The 16,840-nt window shown below is 59.7% G+C and carries 20 protein-coding genes; 6 read left to right on the top strand and 14 right to left on the bottom strand.

Features of this window, described 5'->3' with window-relative positions; all coding sequences use genetic code 11:
* Positions 1 to 110 precede the first annotated feature (110 nt).
* On the top strand, positions 111 to 629 hold the full coding sequence (locus QRN20_RS12790) for an acyloxyacyl hydrolase (protein ID WP_043305708.1): 519 nt from the start codon (positions 111 to 113) through the stop codon (positions 627 to 629).
* Between the two features lie 72 nt (positions 630 to 701).
* Here the strand turns inward: QRN20_RS12790 and QRN20_RS12785 are convergent, their stop codons facing one another.
* From QRN20_RS12785 to QRN20_RS12730, 12 genes are all read right to left on the bottom strand, one after another.
* Positions 702 to 1,016, bottom strand: a complete 315-nt coding sequence (locus QRN20_RS12785; protein ID WP_032632501.1) for a YkgJ family cysteine cluster protein — start codon at positions 1,014 to 1,016, stop codon at positions 702 to 704.
* On the bottom strand, positions 1,013 to 1,525 hold the full coding sequence (locus QRN20_RS12780; protein ID WP_058430991.1) for a DUF2878 domain-containing protein: 513 nt from the start codon (positions 1,523 to 1,525) through the stop codon (positions 1,013 to 1,015). Before QRN20_RS12780 ends, QRN20_RS12785 begins: the two co-directional genes overlap by 4 nt.
* Entirely contained in the window at positions 1,518 to 2,786 is a 1,269-nt protein-coding gene (locus QRN20_RS12775) for an SAM-dependent methyltransferase (RefSeq protein ID WP_025993215.1), read from the bottom strand. The genes QRN20_RS12780 and QRN20_RS12775 overlap by 8 nt, the downstream gene beginning before the upstream one ends.
* Positions 2,773 to 3,573, bottom strand: coding sequence for a DUF1365 domain-containing protein (locus tag QRN20_RS12770; protein ID WP_004879783.1), 801 nt, complete (start codon positions 3,571 to 3,573; stop codon positions 2,773 to 2,775). The genes QRN20_RS12775 and QRN20_RS12770 overlap by 14 nt, the downstream gene beginning before the upstream one ends.
* Entirely contained in the window at positions 3,570 to 4,817 is a 1,248-nt protein-coding gene (locus tag QRN20_RS12765) for an NAD(P)/FAD-dependent oxidoreductase (RefSeq protein WP_058430993.1), read from the bottom strand. The genes QRN20_RS12770 and QRN20_RS12765 overlap by 4 nt, the downstream gene beginning before the upstream one ends.
* On the bottom strand, positions 4,814 to 5,614 hold the full coding sequence (locus QRN20_RS12760) for an SDR family NAD(P)-dependent oxidoreductase (RefSeq protein ID WP_025993212.1): 801 nt from the start codon (positions 5,612 to 5,614) through the stop codon (positions 4,814 to 4,816). Before QRN20_RS12760 ends, QRN20_RS12765 begins: the two co-directional genes overlap by 4 nt.
* Positions 5,611 to 6,036: a nuclear transport factor 2 family protein gene (locus QRN20_RS12755; RefSeq protein WP_004879778.1), complete on the bottom strand. Its 426-nt coding sequence runs from the start codon at positions 6,034 to 6,036 to the stop codon at positions 5,611 to 5,613. Before QRN20_RS12755 ends, QRN20_RS12760 begins: the two co-directional genes overlap by 4 nt.
* Positions 6,029 to 7,477 carry a deoxyribodipyrimidine photo-lyase gene (gene phrB / locus QRN20_RS12750; RefSeq protein ID WP_058430994.1) on the bottom strand — a complete coding sequence of 483 codons (1,449 nt, stop codon included), beginning with the start codon at positions 7,475 to 7,477 and terminating at the stop codon, positions 6,029 to 6,031. The genes QRN20_RS12755 and phrB overlap by 8 nt, the downstream gene beginning before the upstream one ends.
* 9 nt (positions 7,478 to 7,486) lie before the next feature.
* Positions 7,487 to 8,389: a MerR family transcriptional regulator gene (locus tag QRN20_RS12745; RefSeq protein ID WP_058430995.1), complete on the bottom strand. Its 903-nt coding sequence runs from the start codon at positions 8,387 to 8,389 to the stop codon at positions 7,487 to 7,489.
* Positions 8,390 to 8,391: 2 nt separating this feature from the next.
* Complete coding sequence (locus QRN20_RS12740; RefSeq protein WP_058430996.1) at positions 8,392 to 9,354, bottom strand: YbgA family protein; 963 nt, start codon at positions 9,352 to 9,354, stop codon at positions 8,392 to 8,394.
* Between the two features lie 190 nt (positions 9,355 to 9,544).
* Positions 9,545 to 9,760 (bottom strand): TIGR02450 family Trp-rich protein, encoded by a 216-nt coding sequence (locus tag QRN20_RS12735; protein ID WP_004879770.1) that lies wholly within the window; start codon positions 9,758 to 9,760, stop codon positions 9,545 to 9,547.
* Complete coding sequence (locus QRN20_RS12730) at positions 9,757 to 10,743, bottom strand: NAD(P)/FAD-dependent oxidoreductase (RefSeq protein WP_043305715.1); 987 nt, start codon at positions 10,741 to 10,743, stop codon at positions 9,757 to 9,759. Before QRN20_RS12730 ends, QRN20_RS12735 begins: the two co-directional genes overlap by 4 nt.
* A 300-nt stretch (positions 10,744 to 11,043) precedes the next feature.
* On the opposite strand from QRN20_RS12730, the gene QRN20_RS12725 reads away from it, so the two are divergent.
* The gene (locus tag QRN20_RS12725) at positions 11,044 to 11,946 is read left to right on the top strand and encodes a TIGR01777 family oxidoreductase (protein WP_058430997.1); all 903 of its coding nucleotides are present in this window, start codon (positions 11,044 to 11,046) and stop codon (positions 11,944 to 11,946) included.
* 23 nt (positions 11,947 to 11,969) lie between these two features.
* A complete protein-coding gene (gene hemH / locus QRN20_RS12720; protein WP_025993206.1) occupies positions 11,970 to 12,992 on the top strand; it encodes a ferrochelatase in 1,023 nt (340 codons plus the stop codon).
* A gap of 141 nt (positions 12,993 to 13,133) precedes the next feature.
* Here hemH and QRN20_RS12715 read toward each other — a convergent pair whose 3' ends face one another.
* Both QRN20_RS12715 and upp read right to left on the bottom strand, forming a co-directional pair.
* Positions 13,134 to 14,411 (bottom strand): uracil-xanthine permease family protein, encoded by a 1,278-nt coding sequence (locus QRN20_RS12715; RefSeq protein ID WP_004879760.1) that lies wholly within the window; start codon positions 14,409 to 14,411, stop codon positions 13,134 to 13,136.
* Positions 14,412 to 14,415: 4 nt separating this feature from the next.
* Entirely contained in the window at positions 14,416 to 15,054 is a 639-nt protein-coding gene (gene upp / locus QRN20_RS12710) for a uracil phosphoribosyltransferase (RefSeq protein ID WP_004879758.1), read from the bottom strand.
* A gap of 212 nt (positions 15,055 to 15,266) precedes the next feature.
* Here upp and QRN20_RS12705 point away from each other — a divergent pair, with 212 nt between their 5' ends.
* The 3 genes from QRN20_RS12705 to QRN20_RS12695 all read left to right on the top strand — a co-directional run bounded on the left by QRN20_RS12705 (position 15,267) and on the right by QRN20_RS12695 (position 16,742).
* Positions 15,267 to 15,824 (top strand): hypoxanthine-guanine phosphoribosyltransferase, encoded by a 558-nt coding sequence (locus QRN20_RS12705; RefSeq protein WP_004879756.1) that lies wholly within the window; start codon positions 15,267 to 15,269, stop codon positions 15,822 to 15,824.
* Between the two features lie 69 nt (positions 15,825 to 15,893).
* Positions 15,894 to 16,388 carry a hypothetical protein gene (locus QRN20_RS12700; RefSeq protein WP_029241315.1) on the top strand — a complete coding sequence of 165 codons (495 nt, stop codon included), beginning with the start codon at positions 15,894 to 15,896 and terminating at the stop codon, positions 16,386 to 16,388.
* Positions 16,389 to 16,454: 66 nt separating this feature from the next.
* Complete coding sequence (locus QRN20_RS12695) at positions 16,455 to 16,742, top strand: PA4642 family protein (protein ID WP_004879753.1); 288 nt, start codon at positions 16,455 to 16,457, stop codon at positions 16,740 to 16,742.
* Positions 16,743 to 16,840: the final 98 nt, after the last annotated feature.

Genomic DNA, 16,840 nt, shown 5'->3' with positions numbered 1-16,840 from the left:
GTGAAAAAAATCGTTTCGGGGCTGAACTAACGCTTCGTCTGCGATTTCTATAAGCGCGACTGACCCAATTTCAATACTGGTAACACTTCATACAATTTAGGGCGTTTCTCATGAAGAGATTCTTTTGCATGGCTGTTTTTTCAGCCATCCTGGCGGGGCAAGTTTCAATGGCGCAGGCTGATGGCGTCGAGTTTTCGGTCGGTCAGACCGGCGAATCGACCATGACCTATCGTCTGGGCGTTCAATTCGATTGGGACAAGAGCTGGCTGCAAAGCGACGTGGGTCGTCTGACCGGTTACTGGGATGGTGCCTACACCTACTGGGACGGCAAGGATTACAAAGACAACCACAGTCTGTCGTTCTCTCCGGTTCTGGTCTATGAGTTCGCAGGCGGCAGCGTGAAGCCTTACATCGAGGCAGGTATCGGCGTTTCCGTGTTCTCGAACACTCAGGTTGAAGATCGCAAGTTTGGCTCGGCCTTCAACTTCGAAGACCGTATCGGCTTCGGTCTGCGTTTCGCGGGCGGTCATGAGGTTGGCATCCGTGCCACTCACTACTCCAACGCCGGCATCAAACAGCCGAACGATGGTATCGAAAGCTACGCACTGCACTACAAAATGCCGTTCTGATTCAAACCTGATCGTGCCAATGCGCTGCATTGGCATGCGTCCGGCAAGCTGCAGGTCTCACCTGCAGCCCCATCAAAGATAAGCCGTCGCAATCCCCTTGCGCTCGTTCAGACAATCCTCCGCACCCGCCTCGAATTCCCGACAGATCAACGGTCGTTTCTCATAGATCGTGCACATCATCGTGTTGCGATCCAGCGCCGCGCACCAGCCGTCGTCCAGGCGCAGCATGACTTCGCCGCCCCAGTCATCGGTATCAATGTAACGCTCAGGCACACCCGTATCGGTGATAAGCATCACCTCCAGTTGGCAGCAGCAGGCTGCGCAGGTGGAGCAGGTGACGGGTTCCTCGTCGATGACAGGTACGAGCGGGATGAGGGTGTCGTTCAGAGGGAAGCTCCCGGGTGTCTGGCGCGCACGCTTGCTGCCAGCCACTGAAGCAGGGGAAATACAGCTGCCCAGATCAAGGCCAGCAGCGTCATGCTGGGCCAGAACCCGAGCGGAAGATGAACCTGCGCCAGTTGTGAGCCGGCATAGTAAGACATCGGGCCGCCAATAGCGCCCAGAACCGCCGCCCGCCAGACGGGCGTCGCTGTCCAGGCAAGGCAATGGTTGAGCGTGGTGCCCAGAATCGCCCATAACAGAATCAGCCACAGCGGGATCAGATAACCGCCGGTGCCGAAGTCGAAGACCCCCAGCATCATCAGCACGCTGTCCAACACCATGCCCACCAGTGTGACCATCAGCACCAGCCTTCCTTCGGCCGCCCAAGAGCTGAGCCAAAGGAAGTGAATCAGCAGCACGCCGACGGCAATCAGTAGCCAGTAACTGTTGCTGCCCAGCACACAGGCGAACCAGCCCGCCTGGAACAGCAGTGCGTTGGCGACCGGCTTAAGCATTGAAACGTCCGAGCAACGGTTCACGCAGTGCTTCGGGTTTGGCCAGCAGCAGTTGAGCAGTGCCGATGGTACGCTCCAGAAAGCCACCCTCGCAGTAGCACAGATAGAACTCCCACAACCGCAGGAAATACTCGTCATAGCCCAGTTCGGTCAGTTTGACGTGGGCGTGCCTGAAATTGTCGTACCACATGCGCAGCGTGCGCGCGTAGTGCAGGCCGAAGTCTTCCATGTGCAGCAGGTTCATGTCGGTGTCGGAACCGACGATGTCGAGCATCTTCGCCACCGAGGGCAGGGCGCCGCCGGGAAAGATATAGCGCTGGATGAAGTCCACATTGCGCTTGGCCTGCGCGTAACGCTGCTCGCGAATGGTGATCGCCTGCAGCAGCATCAGCCCGTCGCTTTTGAGCAGGCTGGCGCATTGCTTGAAATAGGTCGGCAGGAAGCGGTGGCCCACGGCTTCGATCATTTCGATGGACACCAGCTTGTCGTACTCGCCGGTCAGGTCTCGATAGTCGGTCAGCAGCAGCGTGACGCGATCCTTCAGGCCCAGCTCGTTCAGGCGTTGTTCGGTGTAGGCGAATTGCTCGGCGGAAAGGGTCGTGGTCGTGACCCGGCATCCATAATGCTGCGCCGCATAGATGGCCATGCTGCCCCAGCCCGTGCCGATTTCCAGCAGGTGATCGGTCGGTTTGAGCGCCAGCTTCTGGCAGATGCGCTCCAGTTTGTTCAACTGCGCCTGTTCCAGTGTGTCGTCCGGGCTCAGGAACTGGGCGGCGGAGTACATCATCGTCGGGTCGAGAAACTGCTCGAACAGCGTGTTACCCAAGTCGTAATGGGCCGCGATGTTTTTCTGCGAGCCTTTGCGCGTGTTGCGGTTCAGCCAGTGCAAGCCGTGAATCACCGGGCGCGTCAGGCGGGCGAAACCGCCTTCCATGGCGTCCAGCACATCCAGGTTGCTGACGAAGATTCTGACCACGGCGGTCAGGTCCGGCGTGGTCCAGTACCCGTGGATGAACGCCTCGGCAGCTCCGATCGAGCCGGTGCTGGCGATCATGCCCCAGGCGGCAGAATCCAGAACGTGCACTTCACCTTGAATCAGGGCGCCTGCCTTGCCGAATGTGTGGCGCTCGCCACCTTCGATGACGACCAGTTGACCATTGCGCAGGCCTGCCAGTTGTCGAAGCACACCTCGACGCAGGATGCTGGCGGTCAGGCTGTTGGTACCCAGATTGGCAGAAAAACTACTGCTACTGCTTTTCATGGCGTGAATCCTTGGGTTGCGCGGCGGCAGCACGGTACTCGCCGTCGGCGGCCTGATGGGAAAAGATCGGTATGCGTTTGGCGAGCAGGCGCATGGCCTGCCAGTAAATCGCCAGACAGGTTTTTGCGGTCATCCAGGGAAACGTGATCAGGTAACGGTGCAGCGTTTGACGGCTCAGGCTCTGGCGCGTCAGGTTGAGCGTGGCGTCGAACATTTTCAGTTCGCCCTGCCAGTCGGCCATGTGCACGCCGATGCGTTCGGCGGGCTGGCTGAAACTCATTCGGTACTCAAGATCGCGAGGCAGAAACGGTGAAACATGAAACGCCTTGGCCACGGCAAAATGCTGATGCCCTTCGCCGTCGGCCGGCAGTACATAGCTGTAGCGCTCGCCCCACGGGGTGTTGGTCACTTCACACAAGATGGCGGCCAGCGAGCCGTCAGCCTCATGGCAATAGAAGAAACTCACCGGATTGAACGACAGGCCCCAGCTGCGCGCCTGGGTCAGCAGGCAAACGGAGCCCGTCGGCGTGCGCCCCAGCGCAGCACTGACCCGTTCGCGCACGGCCTCGATCAGCGAGAGACCACGGCCTGTCAGTTCCGGCAGGTAATCGCGCTCACGAAACGAGAACGGCGCAAAGCGTTTGCTCCCGGCCAGCGGCGATAAGCCGAGCACGCTGGCCTGTTCATCCAGATCCAGATACAGCAGGCCAATGCGATAGGTGAACGCATGCGCTCGGGGGGCAAACCGCCGATGCGAGATCCAGCCGCTGTACAGCGCGCTGTTCACAGGGCTTCCCCGAAGGCTTTGGCGACACGCAGACCGCTGACCACGCCGTCTTCATGAAAGCCGTTGGCCCAATACGCGCCGCAGTACCACGTGTGATCGACGCCGCTGATTTCTTCCCAGCGAGCCTGGGCTGCAACGGCCTGCAGGCTGTATTGCGGGTGAGCGTAGCGATAGCGGCCGATGACCTTTTCAGGATCGATGGCCGCGTTCTGATTCAGGCTTACGCAGAAAGTGGTCTCGCTCTCGATGCCCTGCAGAATATTCATGTCATACGTGACGGCCGCCAGTTGCTGCTCGCCGCCGCCCAGCCGGTAATTCCAGCTGGCCCAAGCCAGGCGGCGGTCAGGCAGCAGTCGGGTGTCGGTGTGCAGCACCACGTCGTTCTCGGCATAGCGCAACGCGCCCAGAACGCTTTGCTCGGCACTGGACGGCTCGGCCAGCATGGCGAGGGCCTGATCGCTGTGACAGGCGAAGATCACCTTGTCGAAGCGCTCGGTGCCCATCGCGCTGTGCAGCGTGACGCCGTCCTGATCGCGCTCGACTCGGGTGACCGGACAGGACAGACGAATCTTCTCCCGGAAAGAGGCCGTCAACGGCTCGATGTAGCTTCTCGAACCGCCTTCGATCACGCACCACTGCGGCCGGTTGGTCACTGACAGCAGGCCGTGGTTCTTGAAGAAGCGCACAAAGAACTGCAGCGGGAATCCCAGCATGTCCGCCAGCGACATCGACCAGATCGCCGCACCCATCGGCACGATGTAATGATCGATAAAGCGCTGGCCGTAACCGCCGTTCTTCAAGTACTCACCCAGCGTGGTGTCAGCTGCGATGCGCTGGTTTTCCAGGTCTTCGATGGCCAAGCGATTGAAGCGCAGAATGTCGCGCAGCATGCCCCAGAATTTGGGTGACAGCAGGTTGCTGCGCTGGGCGAACAGGCTGTTCAGGTTGTTGCCGTTGTACTCGACCCCGGTACGCGGATCGTGTACCGAAAAGCTCATTTCGGTGGGTTTGAACGCCACACCCAACTGGCCGAGCAACTTGATGAAGTTCGGATACGTCCAGTCGTTGAACACAATGAAACCGGTATCGATGGCGTGATGACGACCATCGACCTGCACATCCACGGTGTGCGTGTGCCCGCCGATCCAGTCGGACGATTCGAACACCGTCACATCGTGCGAGCGGTTGAGCAGGTAGGCACTGGTCAGCCCGGCAATACCGCTGCCGACTACGGCGATTTTCATTGAAAGTCCTTATTCGACGTCGCGCCGGGTTCGGAAGAGCGTGCCATGCGCTTGCCAATGGCGAACCTGGCTCGGGCGGGCAGCATGGCCAGCAGTCGCATGCTGAAAATGAATGCGGCAGGGAAGGCGATCTCCAGCGGACGTTTTTCGCGAGCCAGATTCTGGGCGATGTATTTCGCTGCCTTGCCGACCGGCCAGCGCATGGGCATCGGAAAATCGTTTTTCTCGGTCAGCGGTGTATCAACGAAACCCGGACTGACGATGGTCACGTCGATATTCTCGCTGGCCAGATCCAGGCGCAGGGCTTCGAACAGATAGCGCAGACCGGCCTTGGACGCGCCATAGGCTTCGGCGCGTGGCAGGGCCAGAAAGGTCACGGCACTGGCTACGCCGACCAGATGAGGACGACGCCCCTTGCGCAGCAGCGGCAAGGCTTCCTGAATACAGAAACTGCTGGCCAGCAGGTTGGTGCGCACCACGCGCTCGACCATCGCGGCTTCGAATTGCCGGGCATCGATGTACTCACAGGTGCCCGCGTTGAGGATCGCCGTGTCCAGCGCACCCCATTCCTGAGCGATCAGGTCTGCAATGGCAGTGACCTGCAGGCCGTCGGTGATATCGCCGGTCGCCAGCAGCACTTGAGTAGGGTATTGCGCGGCCAGGTTCTGCAGCGGCTCCAGCGTGCGTGCGGTCAGCGCAACACGATGGCCCGCCTTGAGCAGTTCAATGGCCAGCGCGAGGCCGATACCGCTGCTTGCACCGGTCAGCCAGATACGTCGAGCAACAGGAGTGTTCATGCCAACCTCTTCTTGAGCCAATTGATCACCCGACCCATGACGGGCAAATGCTCATAGAGCAGTGCGCCAGCGTCGAAGTAGTCCCGGTGCCGATAAACCTTGTCGTCGCGCCACTTCAGGTGCGAGCAGCCCTGGACATGGATGGTGCGGCCATTGGCCAGACGCGGATGTGAGTAGTGCATGGTCCAGAGCAGATAGCCCTCACCGGACCGGACCTCGTCGAACGCATGGAAGTCGAAACGCAGGTCGCTGACGTTGGCATACAGCTCGGCGAAATAGCGCCGCATGTCTGCCAGGCCATGGATGTCGTGCATCGGGTCGCTGAAAGAGACGTCGTCGCTGTACAGCTCGGCGATCCGATCAAGGTTTTCCTTGTTCAGCGCCGCGAAGCCTTCAGCGAATCGATGCAGGAAATCAGTCATCCGCTTTCTCCGTCGCCGACTGGCGGCCGGGCAGCGCCTTGAAGGCGGCCAGCGCACGGGCGCGGCTTTTGCTCAGGTCGACGATGGGCGCCGGATAATCCGCGACGCCAAACAGGCCACCGGCAGAGGCCGGGTTGTGGACCTGCTTTTTGTTAAGGTCAGCCAGCTCCGGCAGCCAGCGCTTGAGGAACACGCCTTCAGGGTCGAATCGTTCCGACTGCGAGAGCGGGTTGAAAATACGGAAGTAGGGCACAGAGTCCGTTCCGGTGGACGAACTCCATTGCCAGCCACCGTTGTTGGCGGCCAGGTCACCGTCGATCAGGTGGCGCATGAAAAAGCGCTCGCCTTCCCGCCAGTCGATCAGCAGATTCTTGGTGAGGAACATCGCAACGACCATCCGTAGTCGGTTATGCATCCAGCCGGTCTCCAGCAATTGACGCATGGCCGCGTCGATGATCGGCAGACCGGTGCGCGCCTCTTGCCAGGCCAGCAGTTCGTCAGGCGCGTTACGCCATTGCAAGGCTTCGGTTTCGGGGCGAAACGCACGATGGCGTGAAACACGAGGATAGCCGACCAGCGTGTGCTTGTAGAACTCACGCCACAACAGTTCATTGATCCAGGTCACGCTTCCTTCACTGCCGGTCTCGAATTCCCCATGATTGCTGGTCAGGGCCGCGTGCAGACACTGACGCGGCGAGACCACGCCCGCTGCAAGGTAGGCCGACAGCTGACTGGTGCCGGGCTTTGCCGGGAGGTCGCGTTCGGTCTTGTAGTAATGAATTTGATCGTCAGTGAACTCGGACAAACGCCGATGCGCCTCGTCCTCACCCGCAGGCCACAGGTTGCGCAGTGCTTCGGACGGCGTAGAGAAGCCTTTGACCGTATGCGGAATCGCGTCGCTTTTGGTCGGCAAAGAGTCCTGTGGCCTGGGCGTGCGTACCGTACGCGGCATCGCTTCGTGCAGTCGCGAATAGCAGACTTTCTTGAACTGGCTGAAGACCTGAAAATAGTTGCCGGTCTTGGTCAGAACACTGCCGGGCTTGAACAGCAACTGGTCCAGATGGCTGTGGAAATGAACCCCGGCATCTTCCAGCGTCTTCTGCACCGCCTCGTCGCGGCGGGTTTCGTTGATGCCGTATTCCTCGTTGGCATGAACAGCTTCAATCTTGAACTGCCCGCACAGTGTCGACAGAACCTCGGGCGCCTTGTCCCAGGTGTCCGCTTCGCGGATCAGCAACGGCACATTGAGTTTGCCGAGCGCCTTTTCCAGCTCGACCAGATTACGCAGCCAGAAGTCGACCTTGCAGTCTGCGTCGTCATGGCTTTGCCATTGGGCCGGACTGATCAGATAGACCGCCAGTGTCGGTCCCCGCTCCATGGCGGCGCTCAAGGCAGTATTGTCATGAACGCGCAGGTCAGTGCGCAGCCAAAGCAGTTGCATGTTGAGTCCTTAGATAATGCCGAGCCTGTTGAGCTCGATCTGAGCACTGAGCGGGTCGTCGACGAGGGTCAGACCTACAACCTCGTTTGCACTTACGAGCAACTCGGCGTTATGGATCTTCACCGTTGGTCCACCCAGCACCACCGGGCAGGCAATATTGGCCAGCAAGCGTGGCAGCTGGGCGACGTTCAGGGATTTGCTCGAATACAGCACGATGCCGCGCGGTTGCAGGTATTCGGCCGCCAGCGCCAGCTCTCCGGCGGGCAGGGGCCAGTCGAACACTTCGACCGGGCAGTCGGCGCTGCTGACCAGCCATGCCGTCAGCCACAGGTGTGGCTCCAGCGGCAGGTCGGATTGGTTGACCAGCAACACGGGCCTGCCGCTGAGCTGGCGATTGTTGTGGTAGATGCGTGCGCCGAACTTGCTGCGCAGCCAGGAGTAAAAGAAGGTGCGCTCCAGTTGAGCGCCAAACTTGCCTTGCCAACGCTGTTCCAGCTCCGCCAGCAGCGGCATAAGCAGTTGCTCGCACAGGGTGCGTGGCGGGTACAGCGACATGGCCTGGTTGAACACATCATCGACTCGACGCTCGGCCAGCTCGCCAATGGCGATCAGCAGCGTCTGACGCAGCGCATCCCAGTCGTTCGAAGGTACAGGCGCGTCCTGCAGGTCGTCGTCGAGCAAGGCCTTGACCTGGCTGACCGACACGCCACGGTTGAGCCAGGTAAGAATCATCATCACGCGCTGGACGTGTTCCTGTGAATACAGGCGATGACCCTTCTCGGTACGGTGCGGGACGATCAGGCCGTAACGCCGTTCCCACGCACGCAGAGTGACGGCATTGACGCCGGTCTGACGTGCAACCTCGCGGATCGGCAGCCAGTCGTCCGGGGCATCCTTATCCAGTTCATTCATAGTCAAATCGCATTACGCAGGCTGAGGTTTTCCGGATGCGGCTGCATGTACACCTGCAGCGCCACATACGGATCCGGGTGTTGGCGGAAATGGTGTTTGAGCAGGGTCAGCGGCACGATCAAGGGCACGATCCCCTGATGGTACTGGCCGATCAACTGCTGGATTTCCTGTTTGTCTTCGGCGCCGATGGTCTGCTTGAGGTAGCCAGCCAGGTGCTGAAGTACGTTGGTGTGGGTGCGACGAGTCGCGCATTTCTTGAGTGCGGTCATCAGGTCGCTGAAATACTGTGGAGCGATGTCTTTCGGATCACTGCGGCCCATGCTGCCGAGCATTTTGCCCAGTGCCTTGTATTGCACGGGGTCGTTGGCCATCAGTTGGTATTTGTAGCGCGAGTGGAATTCGGTCAGGGCGCGGCGCGTCACGCCTTCTTTCAGAAGCTGCTGCCACGCCGAATAAGCGAACACCCGCGTCACGAAGTTTTCCCGCAGCACGGCGTCGTTGAGACGTCCGTCTTCTTCTACCGGCAGGTTGGGGTGGCGTTCGCAGAAGGCCTTGGCGTAGATGCCGGTGCCTCCACCGTCGACCGGCGCGCCGTTCTCGCGATAAACCTTCACTCGCTCCAGGCCGCACGACGGAGATTTCTGCATGAAGATGTAACCGCAGAGGTCGCCCAGCTCTTCGGCCATCTGCGTGCCGTAATCGGCCAAGGCCTCGGTGACGTCAAGTTCGCGATTGACCGTGCCCAGCGCGCGAGGATTTTCCGCATCACCGACCAGCCGGATAGGCTCGCGCGGGATGCCCATACCGATCGCGACTTCAGGGCAGGCCTGGACGAAATCAAAGTATTGGCTCAGTGCACGGGTGCACAGATGCGATTCCTTGTGGCCGCCATTGAAGCGAACCTCGGCGCCCATCAGGCAGGCACTGATACCGAGTTTGGGCTTTTCGATTACGTCCGTTGACATCACCAACCTCTACAGAAGACTTGTACAGACAAAATGCTCTGTACAACTTGCACTCATCATAGGTGCATAGCTGTACAAGTCAAATTGTTTGTAGAGGGTGGAAAAGGGGGTTGAGGCAGTGATTACTGGGTTGTAGGAGGCCTTCACGTCTCCAGCGTAATGCTGTCGCACGGCAGACACGCTTGAAGTGCTACTTCCAGCCCATCCGCCATACGTCCGCTGCCTGCAGCACCTGCCACGGCAGGCGCTCGCTGCGTTGGGTCAGCACCGCCTGCAGCTCGATTTCCAGCACTGTGCCTTCTTCGTCCTTGAACAGCTCGGTCACCATAAAATGCTTCTCACGATTGACCGGCGTGGCTGCTGTCCATTTCGACAGCAGCAGTTTGCGTGGATTGATCTGGTTCATTGCGCGTGTTCCAACAAACGGCGCGCGGCTTCCTGACCACTGAGCCATGCACCTTCGACCCGGCCTGACAGGCACCAGTCGCCGCACACATAAATGCCAAGGTCGGCGTCGGAAAGCGCGCCCCATTCGTGAGAGCCTGCCGGGCGTGCATACAGCCAGCGGTGGGCGAGGGTAAAGACAGGTTCGGGCATCGTGCACTCGATCATCTCTGCAAACGCACCTTGCAACTGCTCGATGACTTCTTCCTTCGGCATGTCCAGATGCTGCCGACTCCAGTTGCTGGTGGCGTGCAGAATCCAGGTGTCGAGCGTGTCATCGCGTTCGGGTTTGCTGCGGTTGCGTGCCAGCCAGTCAACCGGGCTGTCCTGTACGAAGCAGCCTTGCATGGGCGTTTGCAGCGGTGTGCTGAATGCCAGCGCGATGGCCCAGGTCGGGTCCATCTTGACCCCGGCCACGACGCTGGCCAGCTTGGGTGCCGCTGCCAGCAACGGCGTGGCCTGAGGGGCGGGCGTTGCGATGATGACGTGGCTGAACGGGCCATGGCTCTCGCCTTCCGCGTCCAGCAGGTTCCAGTGCTGTTCACCGCGAAACACTTCAGTGATGCGGCACGAGAACGACACCGGCAGATCGCCACGCATGGCGCGGGTGATAGCGCTCATGCCGGGCTTGCCGACCCAGCGCACCTGTTCGTCTGGCGACGGGCTGAGTCTGCCGTTCTGAAAGTTGTAGAGCGAAGGTGTCCACTCGGCGACATGGCCCTGGGCCTGCCACTGTTTGACGGCCGTCGCAAAGCGCCGATCGCGAGCGGTGAAATATTGCGCACCCATGTCCAGCGAGCCTGCGTCGCTGCGTTTGCTGGACATCCGACCGCCGCTGCCGCGGCTTTTGTCGAACAGGTGCACCTCATGCCCGGCTGCAGTGAGCGCCTGGGCCGCTGAAAGTCCGGCGATACCGGTACCGATGATTGCGATAGGGACAGTCATAGGGGCCTCGTTACCTTGTCTGTACAGACTACGCCGTAGTTAAAACCTGTACAATCTTCTTGTCTGGTATAACTTGCAGTGGTTCTCGATTCTGTTGTGAGTCACTCTGCAACCTTGAAGGTCGAAGACGTTCAGTCTGCTGCCAATCGACAATGGGCCAACCACCCGAGCGGGGCAGTAAAGCTCCAGTCCGTTCAGGTGTGGCCTATGGTTCAGTCAATGGTTTCGTTGTCTGGATAAGCGTCACCCTTGAAAAATAGACTACTCAATTGCCACGAACGCCACGCGAGGTAACCTGCCATGCACATATTGCTGACCGGCGGTACTGGTTTGATAGGACGAGCGCTCTGCCGACACTGGTCCACCCAGGGTCATCAATTGACCGTCTGGAGTCGACGGCCCGCTGATGTGCCCAAGCTGTGCGGATCATCGGTGAAGGGCATTGCCCGTCTCGACGAACTGGGCGATCAGCCCGTCGATGCCGTCGTCAACCTGGCAGGCGCGCCGATTGCCGACAGGCCCTGGACCCGCAAGCGTCGATTGATGCTCTGGGACAGCCGCATCGGTCTGACCGAGCAGTTGCTGGCGTGGATGGGCAAGGCGACACAAAAGCCCGCGCTGATGATCTCCGGGTCGGCGGTGGGCTGGTATGGCGACAGCGGTGAACGAGAGCTGGACGAAACCTCTCACCCCGCCAAGGAAGACTTTGCCAGCCAGTTGTGCGGTGCCTGGGAAGAGACCGCGCAGCGGGGTGAAGCCTTGGGTGTGCGGGTGGTGTTGATACGCACCGGTCTGGTGTTGTCCGACCGTGGCGGTTTTTTGCAGAAACTGTTGCCGCCTTTCAAGTTCGGCATGGGCGGCCCGATTGGCAACGGTCGGCAGTGGATGCCCTGGATTCACGTTCAGGACCAAATCGCAGCGATTGATTTTCTGTTGAATCTCGACGATGCCCGCGGCCCTTATAATCTTTGTGCGCCTGCGGCCGTACGCAACCGCGATTTTGCCAAGACCCTTGCAGGCATCCTGCATCGGCCGGCTTTCATGCCGATGCCTTCGCTGGCGCTCAAAGTGCTGCTGGGGGAATTGTCGGTACTGCTGCTGGGCGGGCAACGGGCGCGCCCCGATCGTCTGCAGCAAGCCGGTTTCACGTTTCGTTTTACTGATCTGAAAACCGCCCTGCAGGATCTGCTGGGTCGACACTGAAAGCCATTGAATTAGGAAGTTGCATGACTGATCACGCGTTGTTGCTGGTCAACCTGGGTTCGCCTGCATCCACCCAGGTGGCAGATGTGCGTAGCTACCTCAATCAGTTCCTCATGGATCCTTACGTCATCGACCTGCCGTGGCCGGTGCGCAGGCTGCTGGTGTCGCTGATTCTGATCAAGCGCCCGGAACAGTCTGCTCACGCTTACGCGTCGATCTGGTGGGATGAGGGCTCGCCGCTGGTTGTGCTGAGCAAGCGTCTGCAACAGGCCATGAAGAAAGAGTGGGATCACGGCCCGGTCGAGCTGGCGATGCGATACGGCGAGCCCTCCATCGAAACCGTGCTGACGCGGCTGGCAGAGCAGGGCATCAAGAAAGTCACCCTTGCGCCGCTGTATCCACAGTTTGCCGACAGCACCGTCACCACGGTCATCGAAGAAGCCAAGCGTGTAGTGCGGGCAAAATCGCTGAAGGTGCAGTTCTCACTGCTGCAGCCGTTCTTCGATCAGCCGGAATACCTGAACGCACTGGTGGACAATGTACGCCCGCACCTGGAGCAGCCACACGACCACTTGCTGCTGAGCTTTCACGGTCTGCCCGAGCGCCATTTGCACAAGCTGGACCCGACCGGTAAGCACTGCTTCAAGGAAGACTGCTGCATGACCGCGCCCGCAGAGGTGCTCGCCACCTGCTACCGCGCGCAATGCCTGCAATCGGCTGCCGCTTTTGCCAAGCGCATGGGCATCCCCGATGGCAAATGGTCGGTATCGTTCCAGTCGCGTCTGGGGCGCGCCAAGTGGATCGAACCCTACACCGAAGCGCGCCTTGACGAGCTGGCGGCGCAGGGCGTGAAGAAGCTGCTGGTCATGTGTCCGGCATTTGTCGCCGACTGCATCGAGACGCTGGAAGAGATTGGCGACCGCGGTGCCGAGCAGTTCAAGGAAGCGGGCGGGGAGGAGTTGGTACTGATACCGTGCCTGAACGACGATCCGAACTGGGCACGTGAGTTGAACAAGCTCTGCGAACGTGCACCGTTGATGTTGTAAGGCGCTGGTTCAAACGGGACGCAGAGCGTCCCGGGCTGCATGCATGAAAACAATGATCGTTACCACGCTCCGCGTGGTAATGCCTCTCAGGACGCTCTGCGTCCGGCCGTGATGTGACGCAGTGCGTCACGGTCAACGCTCTTACGGCAACTGATCATCCAGCTGCTTGTTTTTCCAGCTGTCGTTGCCCGGCAGGATCAGGTTCAGCACGATGGCGGTCACGGCGCACAGGGCGATGCCTTTCATGCCGAAATCGTCCGGGCCAGTGCCTGTACCGATCAGCACGCCACCGATACCAAACACTAACGTCACCGAGACGATCACCAGATTGCGCGCTTCCGACAGGTCGATCCTGTGGCGAATCAGGGTGTTCATGCCCACCGCCGCAATCGAACCGAACAGCAGGCACAGAATCCCGCCCATCACCGGCACCGGAATGCTCTGCAGCAGCGCGCCGAACTTGCCGATGAACGCCAGGGTGATCGCGAAGATCGATGCCCAGGTCATGATTTTCGGGTTGTAGTTCTTGGTCAGCATCACCGCGCCCGTCACTTCGGCGTACGTGGTATTGGGCGGACCGCCGAACAGGCCTGCGGCGGTGGTGGCAATGCCGTCACCGAGCAGGGTGCGGTGCAAACCCGGTTTCTTCAGGTAATCGCGACCGGTCACGCTGCCCACCGCAATCACACCACCGATGTGTTCAATGGCCGGAGCCAGGGCAACCGGCACGATGAACAGGATCGCCTGCCAGTTGAATTCCGGCGCGGTGAAATGCGGGATCGCCAGCCAGGGTGCTGCGGCAATCTTCGCCGTGTCGACCACACCGAAATAGAACGACAGCGCAAAACCGACGAGCACGCCGGAAATGATCGGCACCAGCCTGAAGATGCCTTTGCCGAACACTGCCACGATCAGCGTGGTGAGCAGGGCAGGCATCGAAATCAGCATCGCGGTCTGGTAATGAATCAGCTCGGCACCATCACCGGATTTGCCCATCGCCATGTTGGCGGCAATCGGCGCCATGGCCAGGCCGATGGAAATGATCACCGGACCAATCACCACCGGCGGCAGCAGGCGGTCGATGAAACCGGTGCCTTTGATCTTCACGGCGAGGCCGAGGAAGGTGTAGACGAAGCCCGCGGCCATCACACCGCCCATGGTTGCGGCGAGGCCGAACTGACCCTTGGCGAGAATGATCGGGGTGATGAAGGCAAAGCTCGATGCCAGAAATACAGGCACCTGGCGGCCGGTCACGATCTGGAACAACAGCGTGCCCAGACCTGCGGTGAACAATGCAACGTTAGGATCGAGTCCGGTGATCAGCGGCATCAGGACCAGCGCGCCAAAAGCCACGAACAGCATTTGCGCACCGGACAGAACCGTACGCCACAGTGGATCGTTGAACTCGTGCTGCGTCATCGGGTTATGCGTCCTTCTGTTTGGTGCCGAAAATCTTGTCACCGGCATCGCCAAGGCCCGGAATAATGTAACCGTGTTCGTTGAGGCGCTCATCGATGGAAGCGGTGTAGATCATCACGTCCGGGTGTGCAGCTTCCACGGCGGCAATGCCTTCGGGCGCGGCAACCAGCACCATGGCGCGGATTTCCTTGCAGCCGGCTTTCTTGAGCAGGTCGATAGTGGCAACCATCGAGCTGCCGGTCGCCAGCATCGGGTCGATGATCATCGCCAGACGCTCGTCGATTTCCGGGACCAGCTTCTCGAGGTAGGTGTGGGCCTGCAGGGTTTCTTCATTGCGGGCTACGCCCACGGCACTGACCTTGGCACCCGGAATCAGGCTGAGCACGCCGTCGAGCATGCCGATGCCGGCACGCAGAATCGGCACAACAGTGATTTTCTTGCCGGCGATTTTCTCGACCGACACGGTTCCGGCCCAGCCCTGGATATCGTAGTTTTCCAGCGTCAGGTCGGCAGTGGCTTCATAAGTAAGCAGAGCGCCCACTTCCTGAGCCAGCTCACGGAAATTCTTGGTGCTGATGTCTGCGCGGCGCATCAGGCCGAGCTTGTGGCGGATCAGCGGATGACGGATCTCACGAATGGGCATAAGGAAAGGCTCCAGCGGGGGCAAAAAAACGGCCTAGATTAATCTATTCAGCCGATACTGTCTTACGATGTGTGCAGTATTGTTCTTTGGCTTGGACGTTCGCTGCTTTTAGAAGACACTCGCAACGTTAGTCCAGAATCACTTGCTCTGAGCCGAACGGATGCGTACCTTTGCCCGCTTTTCTTACACTGCCCCCACCTGGAGAGCGCTTCATGTCTGCTGATCTCGAGCATATCCGTCAAATCATGCGCGAGGCTGACTGCCTGTACACAGAAGCCGAAGTCGATGCTGCCATCGCTCGTGTCGGCGCGCAGATCAATGCCGAACTGGCTGAACGCAACCCGGTTGTGTTTTGCGTCATGAACGGCGGCCTGATCTTTTCGGGCAAGCTGTTGACCCATCTGAACTTCCCGCTGGAAGCGTCCTACCTGCACGCGACCCGCTATCGCAACGAAACCACTGGCGGCGACCTGTTCTGGAAAGCCAAGCCGGAAGTCTCGTTTATCGACCGCGACGTGCTGATCATCGACGACATCCTCGATGAAGGCCACACGCTGGGCGCGATCATCGACTTCTGCAAACACGCTGGAGCCCGTGCGGTTCATACCGCCGTGCTGATCGACAAGGACCACGACCGCAAGGCTCGCCCGGACCTTAAAGCCAACTACGTCGGCCTGCCATGCATCGACCGCTACATCTTCGGTTTCGGCATGGATTACAAGGGCTACTGGCGCAATGCTGCCGGTATCTACGCCGTCAAAGGCATGTAACGCTGTCTGATCGCTGCTCTGGCGAGCGACCGGGGCAGCGTCTATCCGCATCTCTCAGGGACACTCTGCATGAAGCTACTGATTCCGGGCGCCCTTGCGCTGGCGCTGTTTTCAGGTCTGACCGTTGCGGTACCGGTGTCAGCCAGCCCCATGCACGACCAGTACCTGCCGCCCGACGAACAGGGCCTGCGTGTCGGTGAACCCGAGGTGCAGCAATTGATGCGGGTCACCGAGTACACCATCGTCGCCGGTAATCAGAGACCGTCGAGCCAACAGCCCATTCCGGTCACTTCGTCGTTGCTGTTGCGCCTCAAGGGCAAGTCCTTGAACAAGGGGGCGTCCATTTCGCAGGTGCTGATCCACTTCGATTCGGGCGACAGCAAGAGTCTGAAGAAACCCGCTTACGACGAGCCTTCACGCACCCTGACGCTTTACTACCCGCTGGCCCAATACCGGATTCTTGTGGATTTGCTGCGCAACGAAAAAGTGTATTGCCAGTTCATCAGTTACGCCAACGGTCACATCTGGGCCGACCTGCACACCACGCCTGCACGCGCGCGTTGAGCCGTACACTCACGCAGGGGTAAACTGCCCGCCCGTGAAAGTGTCTGCGACCAGGTGGAGCCCGCAATGCGTAAAGACAAGAAACAGTTGATTGGCGATGAGATCGGTGATGAGCAGATCAAACTGTTCCTGAATTTCGAACCCTACGATGCCACCTCGCCCTCGCTGCACAAACTGATCAAGGCCTATCGCGGTCTGCGGATCAACGATTTCGAGCGCTTTCTGGTGTTCTTCAAGGAAGCCGGTCATGACTTCGACGGCAAGGACGAGCACGGCAATGATTTCATCGCCCTGATCAAGGACCAGCGCAACGCCGAGGAATACATCGAGCTGATCGAACAGGCGCGCGGCTGAGGGATTTCCGGGTAAGTGATCGTTCCGACGCTCCTGCGCTCATCGTTATACACAAGTCCGCCTCAACACTGATCGTGCCCATCGCTCCGCGTGGGCAT

Source organism: Pseudomonas sp. fls2-241-TYG-175, from assembly GCF_030209155.1.
Classification (GTDB): Bacteria; Pseudomonadota; Gammaproteobacteria; order Pseudomonadales; family Pseudomonadaceae; genus Aquipseudomonas; species Aquipseudomonas viridiflava.
Note: the sequence above shows the minus strand (reverse complement) of the source record. Positions and strands in the feature narration are given on the sequence as shown.